Origin of the sequence: Denitrovibrio acetiphilus DSM 12809, assembly GCF_000025725.1 — a bacterium.
Classification (GTDB): domain Bacteria; phylum Chrysiogenota; class Deferribacteres; order Deferribacterales; family Geovibrionaceae; genus Denitrovibrio; species Denitrovibrio acetiphilus.
Map to the genome: position 1 here is coordinate 534,015 of NC_013943.1, position 16,997 is coordinate 551,011.

The 16,997-nt window shown below is 42.3% G+C and carries 12 protein-coding genes and 1 tRNA gene; 5 read left to right on the top strand and 8 right to left on the bottom strand.

Annotated features, from left to right (window positions below; all coding sequences use genetic code 11):
- Position 1: 1 nt before the first annotated feature.
- Genes recD through recC form a run of 3 tightly spaced genes read right to left on the bottom strand, consistent with a single transcriptional unit; the run spans position 2 to position 8,318 of the window.
- Positions 2–1,786, bottom strand: a complete 1,785-nt coding sequence (gene recD / locus DACET_RS02625) for an exodeoxyribonuclease V subunit alpha (RefSeq protein ID WP_013009864.1) — start codon at positions 1,784–1,786, stop codon at positions 2–4.
- Positions 1,756–5,205, bottom strand: coding sequence for an exodeoxyribonuclease V subunit beta (recB, locus tag DACET_RS02630; RefSeq protein ID WP_013009865.1), 3,450 nt, complete (start codon positions 5,203–5,205; stop codon positions 1,756–1,758). Before recB ends, recD begins: the two co-directional genes overlap by 31 nt.
- Positions 5,202–8,318, bottom strand: coding sequence for an exodeoxyribonuclease V subunit gamma (recC, locus tag DACET_RS02635; RefSeq protein ID WP_013009866.1), 3,117 nt, complete (start codon positions 8,316–8,318; stop codon positions 5,202–5,204). Before recC ends, recB begins: the two co-directional genes overlap by 4 nt.
- Before the next feature lie 141 nt (positions 8,319–8,459).
- Here recC and DACET_RS15320 point away from each other — a divergent pair, with 141 nt between their 5' ends.
- Entirely contained in the window at positions 8,460–10,157 is a 1,698-nt protein-coding gene (locus DACET_RS15320; protein WP_013009867.1) for a sensor domain-containing protein, read from the top strand.
- Positions 10,158–10,200: 43 nt separating this feature from the next.
- The gene (locus DACET_RS02645) at positions 10,201–10,653 is read left to right on the top strand and encodes a hypothetical protein (protein WP_013009868.1); all 453 of its coding nucleotides are present in this window, start codon (positions 10,201–10,203) and stop codon (positions 10,651–10,653) included.
- Between the two features lie 6 nt (positions 10,654–10,659).
- Here DACET_RS02645 and DACET_RS02650 read toward each other — a convergent pair whose 3' ends face one another.
- Positions 10,660–11,538 carry a DMT family transporter gene (locus tag DACET_RS02650; RefSeq protein WP_013009869.1) on the bottom strand — a complete coding sequence of 293 codons (879 nt, stop codon included), beginning with the start codon at positions 11,536–11,538 and terminating at the stop codon, positions 10,660–10,662.
- 412 nt (positions 11,539–11,950) lie between these two features.
- On the opposite strand from DACET_RS02650, the gene DACET_RS02655 reads away from it, so the two are divergent.
- Positions 11,951–12,024: transfer RNA gene (locus DACET_RS02655), tRNA-Pro, on the top strand.
- Positions 12,025–12,079: 55 nt separating this feature from the next.
- Here the strand turns inward: DACET_RS02655 and DACET_RS02660 are convergent.
- The 4 genes from DACET_RS02660 to DACET_RS15325 all read right to left on the bottom strand — a co-directional run bounded on the left by DACET_RS02660 (position 12,080) and on the right by DACET_RS15325 (position 14,218).
- Positions 12,080–13,237 carry a tyrosine-type recombinase/integrase gene (locus DACET_RS02660; RefSeq protein ID WP_013009871.1) on the bottom strand — a complete coding sequence of 386 codons (1,158 nt, stop codon included), beginning with the start codon at positions 13,235–13,237 and terminating at the stop codon, positions 12,080–12,082.
- A gap of 10 nt (positions 13,238–13,247) precedes the next feature.
- Positions 13,248–13,484, bottom strand: a complete 237-nt coding sequence (locus DACET_RS02665) for a hypothetical protein (RefSeq protein WP_013009872.1) — start codon at positions 13,482–13,484, stop codon at positions 13,248–13,250.
- Positions 13,485–13,510: 26 nt separating this feature from the next.
- Complete coding sequence (locus DACET_RS02670; RefSeq protein WP_013009873.1) at positions 13,511–13,693, bottom strand: hypothetical protein; 183 nt, start codon at positions 13,691–13,693, stop codon at positions 13,511–13,513.
- A gap of 75 nt (positions 13,694–13,768) precedes the next feature.
- Positions 13,769–14,218: a helix-turn-helix domain-containing protein gene (locus DACET_RS15325; protein ID WP_013009874.1), complete on the bottom strand. Its 450-nt coding sequence runs from the start codon at positions 14,216–14,218 to the stop codon at positions 13,769–13,771.
- Positions 14,219–14,347: 129 nt separating this feature from the next.
- On the opposite strand from DACET_RS15325, the gene DACET_RS02680 reads away from it, so the two are divergent.
- Positions 14,348–14,548 (top strand): hypothetical protein, encoded by a 201-nt coding sequence (locus DACET_RS02680; protein WP_013009875.1) that lies wholly within the window; start codon positions 14,348–14,350, stop codon positions 14,546–14,548.
- Positions 14,541–16,916, top strand: a complete 2,376-nt coding sequence (locus DACET_RS15330) for a sigma-70 RNA polymerase sigma factor region 4 domain-containing protein (RefSeq protein WP_013009876.1) — start codon at positions 14,541–14,543, stop codon at positions 16,914–16,916. The genes DACET_RS02680 and DACET_RS15330 overlap by 8 nt, the downstream gene beginning before the upstream one ends.
- Positions 16,917–16,997 lie beyond the last annotated feature (81 nt).

Genomic DNA, 16,997 nt, shown 5'->3' on the forward strand with positions numbered 1-16,997 from the left:
TTCAGATGAAGAGACCGGATGAGCGTTCAATTTTCGCAGACAGGCATTTTCTGACGGCATCTTTTGTTGATATTACGGTCAGTTTGGTTTTAGCTCTTGTTACCGCAGTATAAAACAGCTCTCTTGTCAGTATGGCGCTGTCAGAGTCAGGCAGGATAAAGAGCACATGGTCAAACTCTGAACCCTGACTTTTGTGAACTGTCATGGAATATGCCGGAACATGCGCCGGAAGCCTTGCTGGTGTGATGTGTCTTATCTTGTCCTTATCGTGGGCGAAACACGATTTCAATTCAGAGTTACCTAAAATAAGCCCTGTCTCACCGTTGAAAATATTCAGGCTATAGTCATTTTCTACAACCATAACCGGCATACCGTGGTAGAAATGCTTTGTATTATCAGTGTGTCCCGCTCTGAAAAGTGTTTGCTGCGCTATGGTATTTATGTGGGCGGTTCCGCCGTTCATCTGCCTGTGTGGAGTGAGAATGCGAAATTTATTGAAAGCTTCTATTGCCAGATTCTGATCCTGTTCCCTGCTGTAGCTTTCAAAATGTCTCAGAACATACCCGCCTGCCGCAGTTTCGAAATTATTATCCAGTTCCAGAAACTCAACCTTTTTTGTTGTGTCGTTCAGAAGGACTTCCAGTGCTGTTTTATGGTCACCTCTGCCTGCCGCAGCCGCCAGAAGACCGATGCCTGCGTTACTGTCGTATCTGTAGCTTTTGTCCAGCATTATTGTTACATCAGCGTACGGGGATTTACCGGCTTTGATTGTTCCGGTTGTGTATTTTGACAGTATCTCTGCTCGGTCTGTACTAAATTCATCAACAGGTGCCGCACTGCATATGTCACCCATAACGGCACCCGGCTGAACGGATGCGAGCTGATCTTTATCGCCCAGCAGAATGAGACGGCAGTCATCGCTTAAAGCTTCTGTCAGCTTTGCCATATTACGCACATCAATCATGGACGCCTCGTCGGCTACAACGACATCATAGGGGAGTTTGTTCTCTTTGTTAAACCTCGGCACACGGCTGTCTCCAGCCATACCCAGCAGTCTGTGTATGGTTAGTGCTTTTTCCGGTATCTGGTCTATGAAAGCTTCGTGTTTGTATTCTTCACGTTTTTCAGAGATAGATTCTGTCAGCCGTGCCGCGGCTTTACCGGTTGGTGCGCATACGGCTATTTTAACAGGCTCACTGCTCATCTCTGCCAGAACTGCAAGCAGATTGAAAACAGTGGAGGTCTTACCCGTACCGGGGCCCCCTGATATTACGCTGAAGCTGTTCATGGCGGTGTTTATTGCCGCTGCTTTCTGCATGTTATTTTCAGGGAAATACTTATCTATTAACTTTTCTGTTTCCGGCGTCATGATGTATGGGGCTGAAACTCTGTTTTTTATATAAATCCCCACAGAGTTTTCATCAGAATAGAAACTTTTCATATATATACTGCTGCCCGCTTTTATAAACGGAGCAGAGATAGCCGGAGCCTCGCAGAGCGCACCTTTTGTTATGAGTCCGGCGATCACATTTTCGCTGAAGGCATTATTGATTTCTTTGTTAAAGGATTTATAGAATGAAATCTTTTCAGGCTCTGCCATGTTCAGGCAGGTATTCCCCCCCTCGGTAACGTTGAAGACGAGCGCAAAAAGAAGCGCGCCTTCCGGTGCTCCGAAGGTATCTGCAAGATTCCTTGCAAAATATATGTCTATATCACGAAGGAGTTTTTGCTCCTGAAGCTGTAGCAGTAAATTTATCATCTTTTCACCAGCTCTTCCAGTCGGCATATCGTGTCCTTTTCGGGGCGGTGGAAATATATCCCTTCGTTGCCCTTTTCATGTATGCCGCGCATGAAGACATATATTCCCCCTCCCATATGTTTATCATAGCTGTAGCCCTTCAGATACCTTTGTAGATGCATGTGAAGTGCAAGGGTATAGATATGCATCTGCATGTAGTAGTGACTGCCGAGCATTTCTGCGTGCATCCTTTCCATACTGTAGTTCTCCGGTGTCATGCCAAGATGGTTTGATTTCCAGTCCAGAACATAATACTGTCCTCTCTGGCAAAATATCAGGTCAGCGAAGCCGTTCATAAAGCCCTGCATAGCGTCGAATGATAAAGTTGATGCTGCGTCTGCATAGTCATTTTGTCCGCTGTTTCTGAAAATCTCTGATACGGGTTCCGGTCTGAAAGGCTTTGTGGCGATCTGAAATTCCATTTCGTGGATATAGTCGCCTTGCTTTAGGTCTTTCAGGCATGTCCCATGCATATCTTTATTGAGTATCGTCAGTATGTTCTGTGTGACAGCAGGTGTGAAATCTGTATCAAAGGAGAAAGCTTTAAGTCGTTCTTCAACAGTTTCAGCTACAGAAAGCGCACTGAAATTTTCAAAATCGGTCTCTTCCATACATTCATGAAGACAGGTTCCAGCCTTCGCCCCTTTTGGGAACGTGAAGATATCAAGCCTGCCGGACGAATCAGATGTCTCATCTTTCATAGTAAATTGGTCTGTGTCTCTGACGCTGGAGGAAGAGTGTATCAGACGGGAAAAGCTGTTTATCTGCCATGGAGGCGTAATCTCTGATGTGAATGTCCTGTTTTTGCCCGTCGGTTGTATTTCAGAACCTTTATATGTCTGCACAGCCGTGTCAGGCAGAGGCTTTATCGCTACATTGCTCCCTCTGAAAAAGGAGTGAAGCCTGCCGCTGTCAAATTTGCTCTGTTCTCCGTTTATGAGATAAGCTAGAGCAGATTTGTCGTGCCCTGTCCCTTCGCCCCATGCAGTAAAACAGACCGATTTTGCTCTTGTGAGTGCAACATAGGCTATGCGCAGTTTTTCCTGCTGTTCTTCCTGCTGTGTTTTTTCTATGGCTTCGTCAGTCCCTGCCACATCCAGAATGAATTTGTCTTCTTTATGGTATTTCGCATAGTCGGGTCTTTTGTTATTGCCCCTGGAAAACATCAGGAAAGGGGTGTACACGATGTTGTATTCCAGCCCCTTGCTCTTGTGTATGGTGATGATGGTTACAGCATTTTCGTCACTGTCCATCTTAAGTTCGGATTCCTCATCACGCATTTCTGCGTTGCTTATCTTCTCTTTCATCCATCGCAGTATGTCCTGCGGTGCGGCTTTTCTGTTCGCCTCAAACTGTTGGGCAAGCTCTGTTATGTGTATAAGGTTAGTGAGTTTTCTCTCTCCCGACGGCAGTTTTGCCAGCCTTTTATAAAGCTTTCTTACAGATGCCATATGAAAAAACATCGGAGCAAAACCACGCAGGCTTATCATGTCGTTATAGTTCCTGAATTCTTCTGTGATGTCGTCCCACTGGTCTGTTTCAGTGATGTGATAAATCTCTTTTGCGGTGTATCCGAACGCAGAGGACGCAAGGGCTGTCTTTATATGAGATTGACTGAAAGGGGAAATTACAGCGGAGAGTATATTGACCATCTCTACAGCTTCGTCACTGGAAAAGACGTTTTCTGACCCTGAAACCACAGCGGGAACACGGCAGTATGTCAGTGCTTCTTTCACCATAGTCATCTCTTTTTTGTTACGGCAGAGAACTGCTATGTCAGAAGGTTTCACAGCTTTGCCGTTTATATGTGCAGACCCATATGAGGACTTGTTCAGCAGTTCAGATATGTGCCTTGCCGTGGACAGAGCGATCTCTTCAGGTTTAGTTTTTTCGGTTTCCCACACTATCATATGGGGTTGTGGTTTTTCAGCCACAGTTAGAGCCAGCTCTTTGTGTCCGCCAACGGATGGGATATATTCTATCCTTGGTTCCATGAAAGCGTTTTCCCTTTGAAAGAAGCTGTTTACTGCATCAACCAGCTCCGGTGCGGATCGGAAGTTTTTTGTCAGAGTATACTGATTTCCTTCCTCTGAGGCAGCTTTAAGATATACATAGACATCTGCCCCTCTGAATGAATAAATTGCCTGCTTAGGGTCTCCTATCATGAAGAACGGTTTACCGTATCTGCCGAAAACAGTATTAAAAATGTCATATTGGTGGGGGTCGGTGTCCTGAAATTCGTCTATCAGTGCAGCGTTAAATTTACGGTTTACGCTGATGCTCATGTTTCCGTGACCTTCGTTTTCCATTACCGAATTTCTCATTCTGGTTATCAAGTCATCGTAGGACTGGATGTTGTTTTTTTGCTTGTGGGTTTCCAGCACTTCTTCCATGTATAGGCACAGTTTGTATTTCAGTGTGGATTCAAAAAGTCTGGACAGCTCTCTGAATTCAGCCTCTTTATCGTACCATTTATGCACCAGACTGAAGAAAACATGTTCAATTTTCCCTTCTATACTGTGGTTTGTGAGCCTGTATATCTTTTTGTTTTCAGATTCCAGCGGGCAATGGATATTGCCTGACTCTGTGAGTTTTTTTAATTCGTTAAAAGAGTCATTAACATATCTCGCCTGATATGACCTTTTGTCCAGTGGAAAGTTTTTTCTTTTGCTGTCAAGCAGTTCTCTCAGCTCCGTTTCATTGCTTGTGAAGCAGGTTTTTACTGTAGTCATGCAGTCTGTCAGTTCGGATATTATTTTTAGGATATCTTCCGGTTCCACAATCACCGCAGGTTCGGCTACGGTTATGGACTGATTGCTCTGTACTTGCATATAAAAATTGATGAGGCTGTCCGGTGTAAGACTTTTCAGAAGTTTTATAGCCTCTTGCGGCATTTTATAGATATTTTCCCGCCAGAAGTTATATACAGGCTTTTTCAATATCTCTCTGCTGTCGCCGGTGAGGTCGATGTCATACGCAACATGTCCGCTGAAAGCGTTTTCCTTCAACATGCGCTGACAAAAGCCGTGTATTGTGAATATCGCACACTGGTCAAAGTCACGCACAGCGCCTTTTAGAAGCTTAATATCTTTTGTGAGGTTTTCCTTCCGCTTAAGGGCATAGTCCAGAGGGAATTCATCCTCCATAGTTATTTCTACGCTGTCCCGCAGGGAGACCATAGCCAGCAGTACATCATTAAGCCTTTTATATATTTTGGCTTTCAGATCAGACACTGCGGCATTTGTGTAAGTAACTACAAGGATGCTCTCCACAGGGTACTGAAGCTCTGTGACCATTCGTGTAAAGAGGGCGGTAATGTTGTATGTTTTTCCTGTACCTGCGTTGGCTTCTATCAGGCTTGTGCCTGTCAGAGGGGCGGTAAGCAGTTCCATCTGTTTGCGTTTCATTTCGCACCCCTCAGTGTCAGCAGTAGGGGATTAATAATCTTTTCTGCTGCGTCTCTGTCAAGCGTTGTATCTGCTCCGAAGCATATGCGGAAAGCATAGTCGGACGCTACGCTGTTATGGCTGTCTTCAAGAAAAGAGCTTTTTAACACTCTATCGTTCAGCTCACGTATTCCGTCAGTTATGTGAAAGCGTAAAGGTGATTTATGCCCCTCTTTGAATATCTCCACCAGATTATTCAGGTGTCCACTGTCCGCAGGCGGGATCTCTACCGTGTTGCCGCCTCCGCATAGAGTCGTAGTTATGGATGCTTTTTGACAAAGGAGAAGATGTCTTATCCACCCTCTGATGATGTCTTTCGGTTTTATACTTGCAGGTTTGGCATATACATACCTGTTTCCGCTTACGCCGAATATTGTTCCTGATATGTGCAGACCGTCAATGGCACTGTCGATTTTCTGCTCTTCGGGTGTTCCGCCCAGTGTTTCTGTGACGGTTCTGTTCAGCTCCATGCTGGTATTCAGAGTTTCTGTGATGGAGAGTCTGCCCAGGTTCTCTGGAGGGAGTTGTGCTGTTTTGTAAAGATACTCCAATGCATTATCAGGGTCTTTGCCCTCCAGTCTTTCACGAAGAGCATTGTCTATTATTTTGTACTGCAATAGCGGATCCGGACACATGATTTCATTTTCCGGAAGGGATTCATCCCGCAGTTTCGGACGTATCTCAAGCACCTTACGCAGGAAGTAGTCCGGAGGGCTTATAAAGAAGTTCTCAAAGTCTGCCAGAGAGACCTCGTCAGGCATCTGAACCTCAATGGGCAGTGTGCTGAACCTGTGTCCGGTCTTTTCAGACGAGAAGGCTCTTGAAGTATTATATTTGTCAGATGAATATGTGAATAGTTTCTCATTCGAAAAGTAATCACGTGAGAAACTATGTAATTTCTGCTTAAGTGTTATGTCTTCTATACCGAATCTGCCTTTCAGGTGAGTATTCAGTTCCGTTATCAATGTTGATGGCAGCAGTTCTGCATTGTCACGTTCGCTTTGACCGGTATAGCTTAGTATAAGGGTATCCTGAGCGGATATGAGGGTTTCAAGAAATAGGTATCTGTCGCTGTCTCTGTTGTTTCTGTCCCCCGGCTTAGGGCTTTTTGCCATCAGGTCGAACTCAAGAGATACTTTTTGTCTGGGAAAAGTATTTTCGTCAAGTCCCGCCACGCATATAACCCTGAATGGTATGCTTCTCATGGGAAGCATGGCGCAGAAGGTGACGCGTCCGGATATAAATCCTTTTGCTCCGCGTGTTTCAGAAAGCGATTCTGTGAGCCTTTCCAGAACAGGTGCCGCCGGAACAGCCTCTGTGAAGTCTCCGTTTTCTGCTTCTGTGTTTATGTCTGCTATGCACTTTGAAAGGTGCAATATGTCATCGGCATTATCAAAAGTTTCTTTGATATAGTCATCTGCAAGAGCCTGCATCAGAGCACACCACTCTGGTATTGTTTTCTCCGAATCCATCTGTTCTGCATATTTTGAAGACAAATCTGCGAAACGCATAAGTCCGCCTATCTGTACAGAAAGAGAGAATGGAACATTCTTTACCGCTGCTTCGCTGTATATGCTGCCGCTGCTGCCTTCCGCAAGTCCGAGCGCAACACGCCGCAGTGCGCGTTCCCATGTGAAAGTATCGTCAATGGTAAGCCCCTCCTTTCTGAGGTGCTCCCTGCCGTAGCTCCACATGGCTCCTGCGTTTTGAAGCATGGTGGAGAGCGTGGAAAGATCGGAACGCTTAATACTGAATTTATCTGCTATTAAGTCGTATGAAAGTATGCGCATTACATCAGCTAAGCTAAAGTCTCCTCGCAAAGTGCTTAGTAGCTCGAGAAATATTCCCGCAGGTCTGTTTGTCTGCTTTTCGCTCACGTCGGCAATGGAGTATGGGATGCGTTCCCGCTCGCTGTATGGATTGTCAAAAACAGCTTTGATGTATGGCGCATATTTCTCTATGTCTGTGGTCATTACCAGTATGTCTGAAGGTCTCAGTGTCTGATCATTATTAAAAAGTTCAAGGAGCTGATCGTAGAGAGTTTCCATTTCACGGAGAGGGTTATGGCAGTTATTTATGATAATTGAATTGTCGTGGGAAGGTTTTTCATTGCCATATTCAAGATCGAGTATCTCAGCCTGAACTGTCTGCAGGACAGAGTTTTTTGCTATGTCAAAATATTCCTCTTCTGTGAGAAAGCTGTCGTCAGAACCGAACAGATAGTCGAAAAAGTCTCTCCCTATTACACCCAGATTATCAAGAAGCTCATGCTTCTCTTCTATGTATAATTCTTCTGCTGATTTCTGTGTGATTTTCTCCAGTCTGCGTTTCTCTCTTATGGTTTTGCTGTCCCCCCAATATTGTCTTGTCGGGCTCAGCAGGTAAAAATATATGTCTGTATACTGCGATGCGGCTTTGAGCATTTCTATGAAAAAAGCGGGCAGTACGCTTATGCCGAATATGTGTATAGGAGTTTTCAGAGCGGGGCAGTTGTTTGCTCCTTTTGTGCAGTTTTTTATGAATTTATCGAAGATAGTTGTTTTACATCCCGAACCATGAGGGAAAATTGACCGGAAAAGCTCCATCTGCCATATATCATTATCTTCTACAGGTGGATTTTTCGGTTTAACACTCAGCCAGTCGAGAACCATCTGCGGTCTGTAAACCTGATACTGGTCAAATACATCCGCTATCCTGCCGGCAAGCCGGTAAGCTCGTATTCCGTTAATATCTCCTTCGAGGTAGTTCCTTATATGTTCGTAGAACTGTTCAGAAGGCAGTGAGTTCAGCTTAGAATAAACTTTCCAGACAAGTTCGTTTTTTTCCGGCCATGGGGCTTTCTCCCCTGCACCGACACCTGCCAGCCTTTTCATCAGGGCTCCCGGAAATATAAAATCAAGATTTGCACTGATCCCTGTCAGCTCTGCCAGCTTTATACCTATCCAGCGCTGCATACCAGGCGTCTGTATGCATATAGGCACTTTAGTAAGCGGACCAGAGCCGGCACTGCATATGTTCATGTCCATCTTTTCCAGTAATCTTTCAAGCCTGTTTCCGGTGTATATTTTAAGCATTGTCTCTCCGATAAGAGATTATAGACTTTGAACGATTGATTGTGAAGCGATAGATAAGCACTTACTATTGTTTTTAATAGTCGATAATCTGAATATTGTCTGCTAATGTCTATGGCAACAATACAGATATAGGTTTACATATTGATAATAGAAAAAATATGCGACGAGCGTTTGTTTAACAGCTCTTTCATTGGCATAGCTCTTGTGGACGCGGCAGGGGCAGTAATACGCTTTAACAATAAAATGTGTGAGTTAACGGGGTACAGCGATGAGGAACTTAAGGGGATCCTTATTGCGACATGTCTGCACCCCGATTATGCTGACAGCCTTTTATCTTTTTTTAAACCTGTCTCTGGTGTTGTATTTGATGATGCTGTATTTTTTGTAAAGTTCAGGAAGAAGGACGGGGCGTATATTGAATGTGTCCTGAATTTATTTAGCATCAGTGATAAAGAAGGTTCTAATGCGGGGCATGTGCTCTATTTTAATGCACGCACAGGAGATGACGCTGCCCAGAGACAGGTGAATGCCGGCTCTGACATGCAGTGGATAGATATTGAAGATAAAGATAGAAAAGAGGAATTCCTTTGTAATATATTTCATGGGATTCAGGACTCTGTGCTTATAACTGATGCCGGAGGTGTTATCCTCAGCTACAATATGAAGATGCTGAAACTCCTTGGGTTGAATATGGAGGAGATGGCATCTTTTGCAAATCTGGCGGATATCTCTGCGGAAGACCTTAATATTAAGATCGCGGAGAAGTTTATCAGAGGGGCTTTTGACGGAGCAGATCAGCAATTTACGTGGCAGCTTAAGAAACCTGCTGACGACACAATTATTGACGTTGAAATCTTTGCCACAAGCATAAGCAAGGTGGGGGAAGATGTCCTGCTCATTACCATAAAGGACATTACAGACAAGAAAAGGATCGAAGACGAGCTTAAAAACTCTGAAACCAGATACCGTCTTTTAGTGGAACACTCTCCTGATGGAATAATCATTCATAAAAAAGGGGTAATAAAGTATGTAAACCCTGCCGGAGCAGTTTTGCTTGGCGGGGGGCAGGCTGAGGATATTCTTGGACGTCCTGTTTTGCAGTTTTTTAAAGAAAACGTTCATGGAGTTATCCGTAAACGCCTGAAAGACTTATATGACTATAAACGTTCTATGCCTCTTGAAGAAGGTGAGATGATACGTCTGGACGGACAGGTTATAAACGTGGAATTTGCCTCTATGCCCTTTGAGCTGGAAGGCGCAACTGCCGTTCAGGTTGTTCTGAGAGATATAACCGAGAAGAAAAAGCAGGATAAGTATATTAGATATCTTGCCATGCACGACAGGCTGACAGGTTTGCCCAACAGAGAGCTGCTGACTGACAGGATAAGCAAAGGAACCGCCAGACAAAAGAGGGGCAATCTGAAAAATGCGGTCATATATATTGATCTGGACGGATTTAAACCTATAAATGATACCCTCGGTCATGATGCCGGAGATGAAGCTCTGCGAGAGATCGCTGTCAGACTGGACAAATCTGTAAGGGGGAGTGATACAGTCTCAAGGATAGGGGGGGATGAATTCGCCGTTTTTCTGGAAGGGGTCGCAGGGAAAAAAGAGATAAGCAGAGTTGCCGACCGCATCCTGGACAGCCTTAATAAGCCGATAAGCATTAATGATCATTTATTTCATGTCGGTGCCAGCATGGGGATCAGCATCTATCCCGACGACACAGTTAATCTTGGAGAGCTGATTACTTTTGCCGATAAGGCGATGTATTACGTTAAAGAAACAGGTAAGAACAGGTATACATACTATAGTGATGTTCCGGCAGGTGTTTAGAAAGTGCCTTTTAAATTATGTTTTTTCAAAGTATGATATCAGTATGGGAAAAACAATAGACATAGCTGACAATCTGGTAAAAATGGCACACAGTCTTAAGTATGATGATTTTGACGCTAAAGACAAAATTTTGCAATATGCAGGTAAACTGATCGGGGATGAGTTCGGTGAATCGAGCATATATATGCAGAAACTCGGACTGATAGTCTTTTCACCAAAGGATGGTGCCGTGCTCGGGAGCATGGGCGCAGGGGAAGAACATCTGAAAAAGGCAGTTTTCACAAGCGGAGCTGAAAGGCTGGTCGAACTGCTGGAGCAGGTGCGTGATGCCATCGGGGGTATACCTTCGGACAGCGATAAAGTTGTTGTTATACAGGCGAAGGACAAAATCGCCGCTTCCCGTATCGTATCCCACATAAAAGCTAAAGGCTATGAACCGGTTCTTATAAAAGATACGGATGACTGGAAGAGTAAGATTGACGAACTTTTACCTTAAACAGGATCAGATAACTTTACTCTGTTTTTTCATGAGTTTTACGTTTGGCATAACTATACCCAGCATCAGCAGCAGAACTCCGTATATCTGATACACAACAATATTTTCACCTAAAAGTATCCCAGCAAGTATAAGTGTTACAGCAGGCTCTATTGAACTGAATACTGACACGTATGTTGCTCCTATAAGATCTATTGCCATGTATAGTGTGAGAATCGCTATGGCGGAAGGTACAACTCCGAGTGCAATGCCGACCATGAGCTGTCCGCTTGTCGCTGATGCAATGTCCAGACCGCCGTTCACAACGAGATAGCCAGCACCTGTAAACATCAGCATGTAAAGGGCTACACTTGCTGGACGTTCATTTTTGAGAACCACCTGACTCAAGGTAAGGTTTATGCCGAATGTTATCGGAGCAGCCAGTCCGAGCAGTATTCCTGTTATGTTTAGGTGGCGGGTGAATGCGTCATAGAAAACAAGGCAGCAGCCGGCCATGATCAGGATTATAGATATAAGAGATGCGAAACGGAATTTGACTTTTAAAAAAACTGTTGAAAGTATCAGAACTATCAGTGGATAAAGGTATAGGAGCAGTGATGTTGTGGATGCAGGAATATATTTCAGAGCAGAGAAGAAGAACAGGCTCTGGATCATGTAAATACCTATCCCCAGCCCAGCACACTTTAAAAGCAGCTTTGGTGTTGGAATGAGTGCTTTACGCCTGATAAACAAGAAGAGCACCGCCAAGGCACCCGCACCGAAACAAAATCGGTAAGTAAGCATATTTACTGCTGTTAATCCCTGTTCGTAACCTAATTTGGCTAAAATAGGGAGAGTTGCGTATGCGCACGCAGATATCAATGAAATCAAAATCCCTTTAAGCATTCCATACACCACCTTTCAGCTTTGCATATGTGATACTTGCGGAGATTTCTAAAGTCAATAAAAAAAGTGCCGACAGACTGACCCGCCGGCACTGAAAACAAATAAATGGGGTTTGCGCTAAAGGACAGTTATTACTTAAAAATTTGCTTTTGCGGGAACAAACTCCTCTTTAGGCATGTATGCTTTGTTAAATGCGCAGGGCGTGAGGGCATTTATAAGTGCAGCATCGGTGAAGAGTCTGTCCATTTGCATTTTTGATTATCCCCGTATTCTGGCTAAGTATTGTGTTAATATAAGCCTTCAGTGTTACATAAGTAATGTGAATTTGATAAAAAAATGTATTAAGAATAGAAAATATTTGATTAATGGGCTTGACATTTTTTTGGCGCTCGGATATACATAGTTCTCCTTACGGGGTGTAGCGCAGGTTGGTAGCGCACCTGTCTTGGGAACAGGGGGTCGAAGGTTCAAATCCTTTCACCCCGATATGTAAGATCCTTTACCAGAGCGGCCTCCCAAGGGTCGCTTTTTTATTTGTCACCTATTTGTCACCGCTTTCTGCTTTTTTGGAGAAAAGGACACCTTTACGAGTGCCATCTTGACGGTTAATTCTGTTGCCATATTTCTTGAATAACATTTCCAGAGTTGAGTGACCGAGCATGTTTTTTATCCAGTTTAAATTCTCCCCTGCATCAATCATCATACAGGCGAAACTATGGCGCATCTGGTTAAGAATACGGAATCTCATTTTAAGTGCTTTGAGACAAGGTTTATAGTAAGAATCAACGATGTTGTCTGTCTTTTTGAAGGGGTCTCCATAATGTGTTAATATCACCCACTCAGATTTCATAAAGGTATATTTCTTGTGAGCTTCTAAGTATTCATCAAGCTCCGGGATAATATCTATAATTCTGTAATTAGATGTTTTAGTCGAGTCTTTCAATTTATTTGCAGTCATTGTTCTTTGGACTAATATGGTATGTTTATTAAAGTCAATGTCTGACCACTTTAGAGCAAGCACCTCGCCTATTCTCATTCCAGTATAAAATCCTATAGCATATAATACGGTTATGTGTGGGTGGTTCTTTTTTGTCCATTTAAGAATTTGTTCAACTTCACTTTTTTCAAACGGATCAATCTTTTCAGACCCTATTTCAGGTTTGTCTATATATTCGGCAGAATTTTTTTCAAGAATGTCATCGGCAACACCAGCCTGTAATACGCTATATAGTACGCCTATATAATTAGATATCGTCTTAGGTGATAATTCGGATTTCGAGATGTATGTCTGTATGTGAGATGGTTTAATTTGATTTAGCGGCATATTACCGAAAGTTTCACACAAAGCCTTGACAGCAGTTTTGTATGCTTTTGAAGTGGAGTATGCAATGTTCGGCTCTTTCAGGTCGTACCATTGCCAAGCATATGTTCCAAATGATACTTCACTTGAGACATTCGCAATTCCCAGTTTTTTAAGTGTTGCTGATTTTGGGAAGTAATCCTGATATCGAAAGCTGCTTTCATTAATTTTACGGTCAATCTCGCTTACAAATGCTCTTGCTGCCTTGCAGTTTCTGCATTTGCAATCACTCTTTCCGGTGTCGCAATAGTATGGTGTGTTTTCGAACCTTTTAATGCTCAGGTAGTTAAATATAGCTTGTATTCTGTTTTTTTTGCCACGCTTTCTTATGCCGCCCATTAATATTATATTACACTACTTCTGCTAATTTTGGTGCTAAATCTTTCTTTATCTGCGGATAATAAAATGTCAGAGTGCGGCCTGCACGGGTAAAATGTATCTCTTCTTTCAATGAACCACGTTTTATCAGGTCATCGATGTAGTCTGTTGATCTGCAGAGCTCTTCTGAAAGCCTTTGTTTTGTCATGAAGTCGGGCTTAGGTGCCTCGTATATCTCGTTTATTACGATAGGTCGTTTTTCGTTCATTATTGAGACCTCAGTTATAATGAATTTTAATTGCGTCTATTAGAATCACTTATTTTTATAATGGCATCTTCAAGCTGTTTTTTTACTTGCTCGGCTTCTATTCTGGTATCAAATTCAATGACTTTGCCGCCGGAAGAGCAAAGGCATGATTTTTTGCCAAGCTTGTAGATTATGTTATATTTGCCATAGCTGTTCTTAAGTAAATTCATAACCAATTAAAATCTAAAAACTTTAGAATGTCAAATGAAAAATCTATAAAAAATAGATTTATTTGTTTTTGATTTTTATTTGTTTTGGGTATTTAACTTTTGAAGAGAGTATTCTTTATTGATTTGTTTTGCTATTTCGGAAACGCCTTCAGGGTCAAGTTTTGACAGCTTATCAAGACTTTCTTTTATTTCATGGTTAAGGGTCAGCAGGATCGTTTTTATTAATTGTAATGTATCGTTAGGGATTGGCGTGTTTATGTTTCTTATAGTGTTTATAAGGAGAGCTTTTTCTGAGCTTAACCCACCATTAATAGCTTCGTCTAGCGATATATATCCAAAGAAATATTCGATAGGCGTCTCCAGTTCTTCAGCCATTTTCTTGAGTAGGTCGAGGTTTGGCTCTGATCTGCCTTTAACATAAGTGTTTATGCTTTTAGAGTTTACGCCAATAAGGTCAGCCAGTTCTGTCTGCTTAATGTTCTTTACGTCAATAAGTGCTTTGAGTCTTTCTGCAAAAGTATCCATACAGAATTATGCCAGTATTCTTAATAAAGTAAATCTTAATATTGTAGAAATAATTTTATCAAATTCTATAAAATCTAAAAATAATAGATTTTTTATAATCTGTGTGTTATTTCTTTATCAGGAGGAAACATGTCTTTAAAGAAATTATTTAAGGAACTCATCATCACGGAATCTCAGAAGTCTTTGGCAGAACAGATTCCAATCAATGAGAAAACATTTTCTGCGAATCTTACAGGGCGTAGCCGTCCAACCATTCGAAATGCTCGTAAGTATATATTATTTCTAGAACGCAAAGGTATCAGGACATCTCTAAACGAAATATATGAATAATAAATATCTTATCAATGAACCGCCACTGCTGATCCTTCCTTCACTTGCCAAATCAATTGGACTTAATGAAGGTATCCTTCTACAGCAGATTCATTACTGGCTTAGAACATCAAAACATGACAGGGGCGGTTATAGATGGATATATAATACTTATGCCCAGTGGCTTGAGCAGTTTCCTTTCTGGTCAGAAAAGACTCTCAGGCGGACTGTAAAGAGACTTGAGGATAAAGAGATTATAATCTCAACCGTAGAATTCAATCAAAGCATTAATAAAACCAAGTGGTATAGAATAGACTACAAAGTGCTTGCAGACTATACAGGCTTTAGTGACGGCACAGACCTGATTATTGATGAATATCCGCTTCTGTTTCAGCCGTCGCTTGCTGTTAGATATGGTCTGAACGAGGCTATATTTCTTCAGCAACTCCACTACTGGCTGAGCTACAGCAGCAAAGAGAGAGGAGGGTGCCTTTGGGTTGTGAATAAATACAAAACCTGGCTTGATCAGTTCAGCTTTTGGAGCGTTGATACTCTCAAAAGAACTATAAAAAGCCTCACCGAAAAGGAAGCTATAATTAACACTGATGAATACAATGATTCGGTGATCAGCAATTTACGCTGGCTGACAATTAATTACGATAAATTTAATAAACCGTCAGTGCAGATTGACCAGTCGTCAGAGCAAAGTGACCTTTCGAGGGTGCAGATTGACCAGACGCTAGTGCAATCTGACCAGTCGCACGCTGAAAATATCGCGTCAGTGCAAAATGACCGGACGTGTGTGCAAAGTGACCAGTCGTCAGTGCAGAATGACCACATCGCCAGTGCAGATTGGCCGGATGGTCAGTGCAAAATGACCAGTTCTCATATATATACAGAGACTAATACAGAGACTACAGAGAATAAGGCACAAGAAGTCAATCTCGAAGAATCAGACCGTTTACAAAAAATGATAAAATTTGACTCCGAATCTGTAAAAGCGGCTTTTGATAAAGCTGTGAATTATTATTTAAAGCTTATCGACCCGCAAAAGACAATAAGACGAAATGATAGCAGACTCGACGATATTCAAAACCTTATGGCTGAATACGGAGCCGATGCTGTTGAATTGATTTTTGACAGCGTAAAAAAATCTGATTTTCTGTTAGGAAATTCTGGGAAGTTTATACCTTCATTCAGTTTCATTCTGAAAAACGCAGGTAAAATAATCTCAGGACAGTATGAATCAGAATCAGAGTCTGTGTATGAAAAAGCCCAGCGATGCTGTGAAGCACATAAAGATTGCTCTGTGGTCACTGATAATTATCCGGCAAGACCTCATTGCAGATACTGCGATCAGTTCATAAACAAAGATTTGCGGCCAAAGAAAACACAGGAAGAAATCGACGATGATATGTTTGAAGAGTGCAAGTCCAGAGCTTACTGCGTAGTTAAAAAGCTTCGTATGTCTACACCTTTTCCTTACTGCGGCAAATGCCCGAAAAATGATTTTGCTCAGAAAGAAAAAGGTGAAGCGGAGCTCATGAAAAAGGCTGCCGAATGTTATGCAAGCTGCAAAGGGTGCTGTTTTGTAAAGGTCATGGAGACAGAGTCGCTTGATTATTGCAAATTTTGCCCAGGGAACAGCACTGACCCGGATGATTCATATAAAACTATTAAAGTCGACCCTTCGGACAGTGATGCTGTGTGGTCTGCTTCCTATGAATGGACAAGCAAGAGCGACAAAAAAATAAAGGGTTTTATAAAGGATTTTGAGATTTTCAGCACGTACTCTTTGAATGATTACATGCAGGAGGTTCTGATTGTCGTTTATGAAGTTTTGCAGGAACTGCTTGCGGAGTGTGACGGCAGCGTGCCTGTGAGCAAATTTGAAGAGCGCATATGGAATAATTTTCGAAACAGATTTACAAAAAGCATGCAGACTGTTCCGGCTATGAGAGATGTTTTTAAAGGAGGTAACAAGTCCGCATGTGTTTTTGAGGAATACACCGGAAATGAATTATCCGAAAATGATTCTGAGCCTGAAAATCGCCGTTTAAACGAAGAAATTATCAAAACACTGCTTGGGATACTCACCGTAAGGGAAGAGGAGGTTTTAGACTATGTTCTGGGCTTCACAGGTAGAGGGAAGCTGTCTCAGAGTGAGGCGGCGGAACTTATGGGCACCACTAGAGATAATGTGGCCGTTATACAGAAAAAGGCGGTAGATAAGATTACGGCATTTTGTAAAGAGCAAGAGATCGACGGCTCAAGCACGCTGGAGACCATCAAGTTTAAAATCCGCACCTATCAAAAACAGAAATTCAAAGACCCTTGTAAATACCAATTATTTGAGATAGGTAGTTTGATTAATCAGATTGCTGGATGACATTTAATAAGTCGTAGCTTATAAATATTGACAATTAAAATAAGTTATATATTATAATTAATATGAAACAAAATAAGCTAA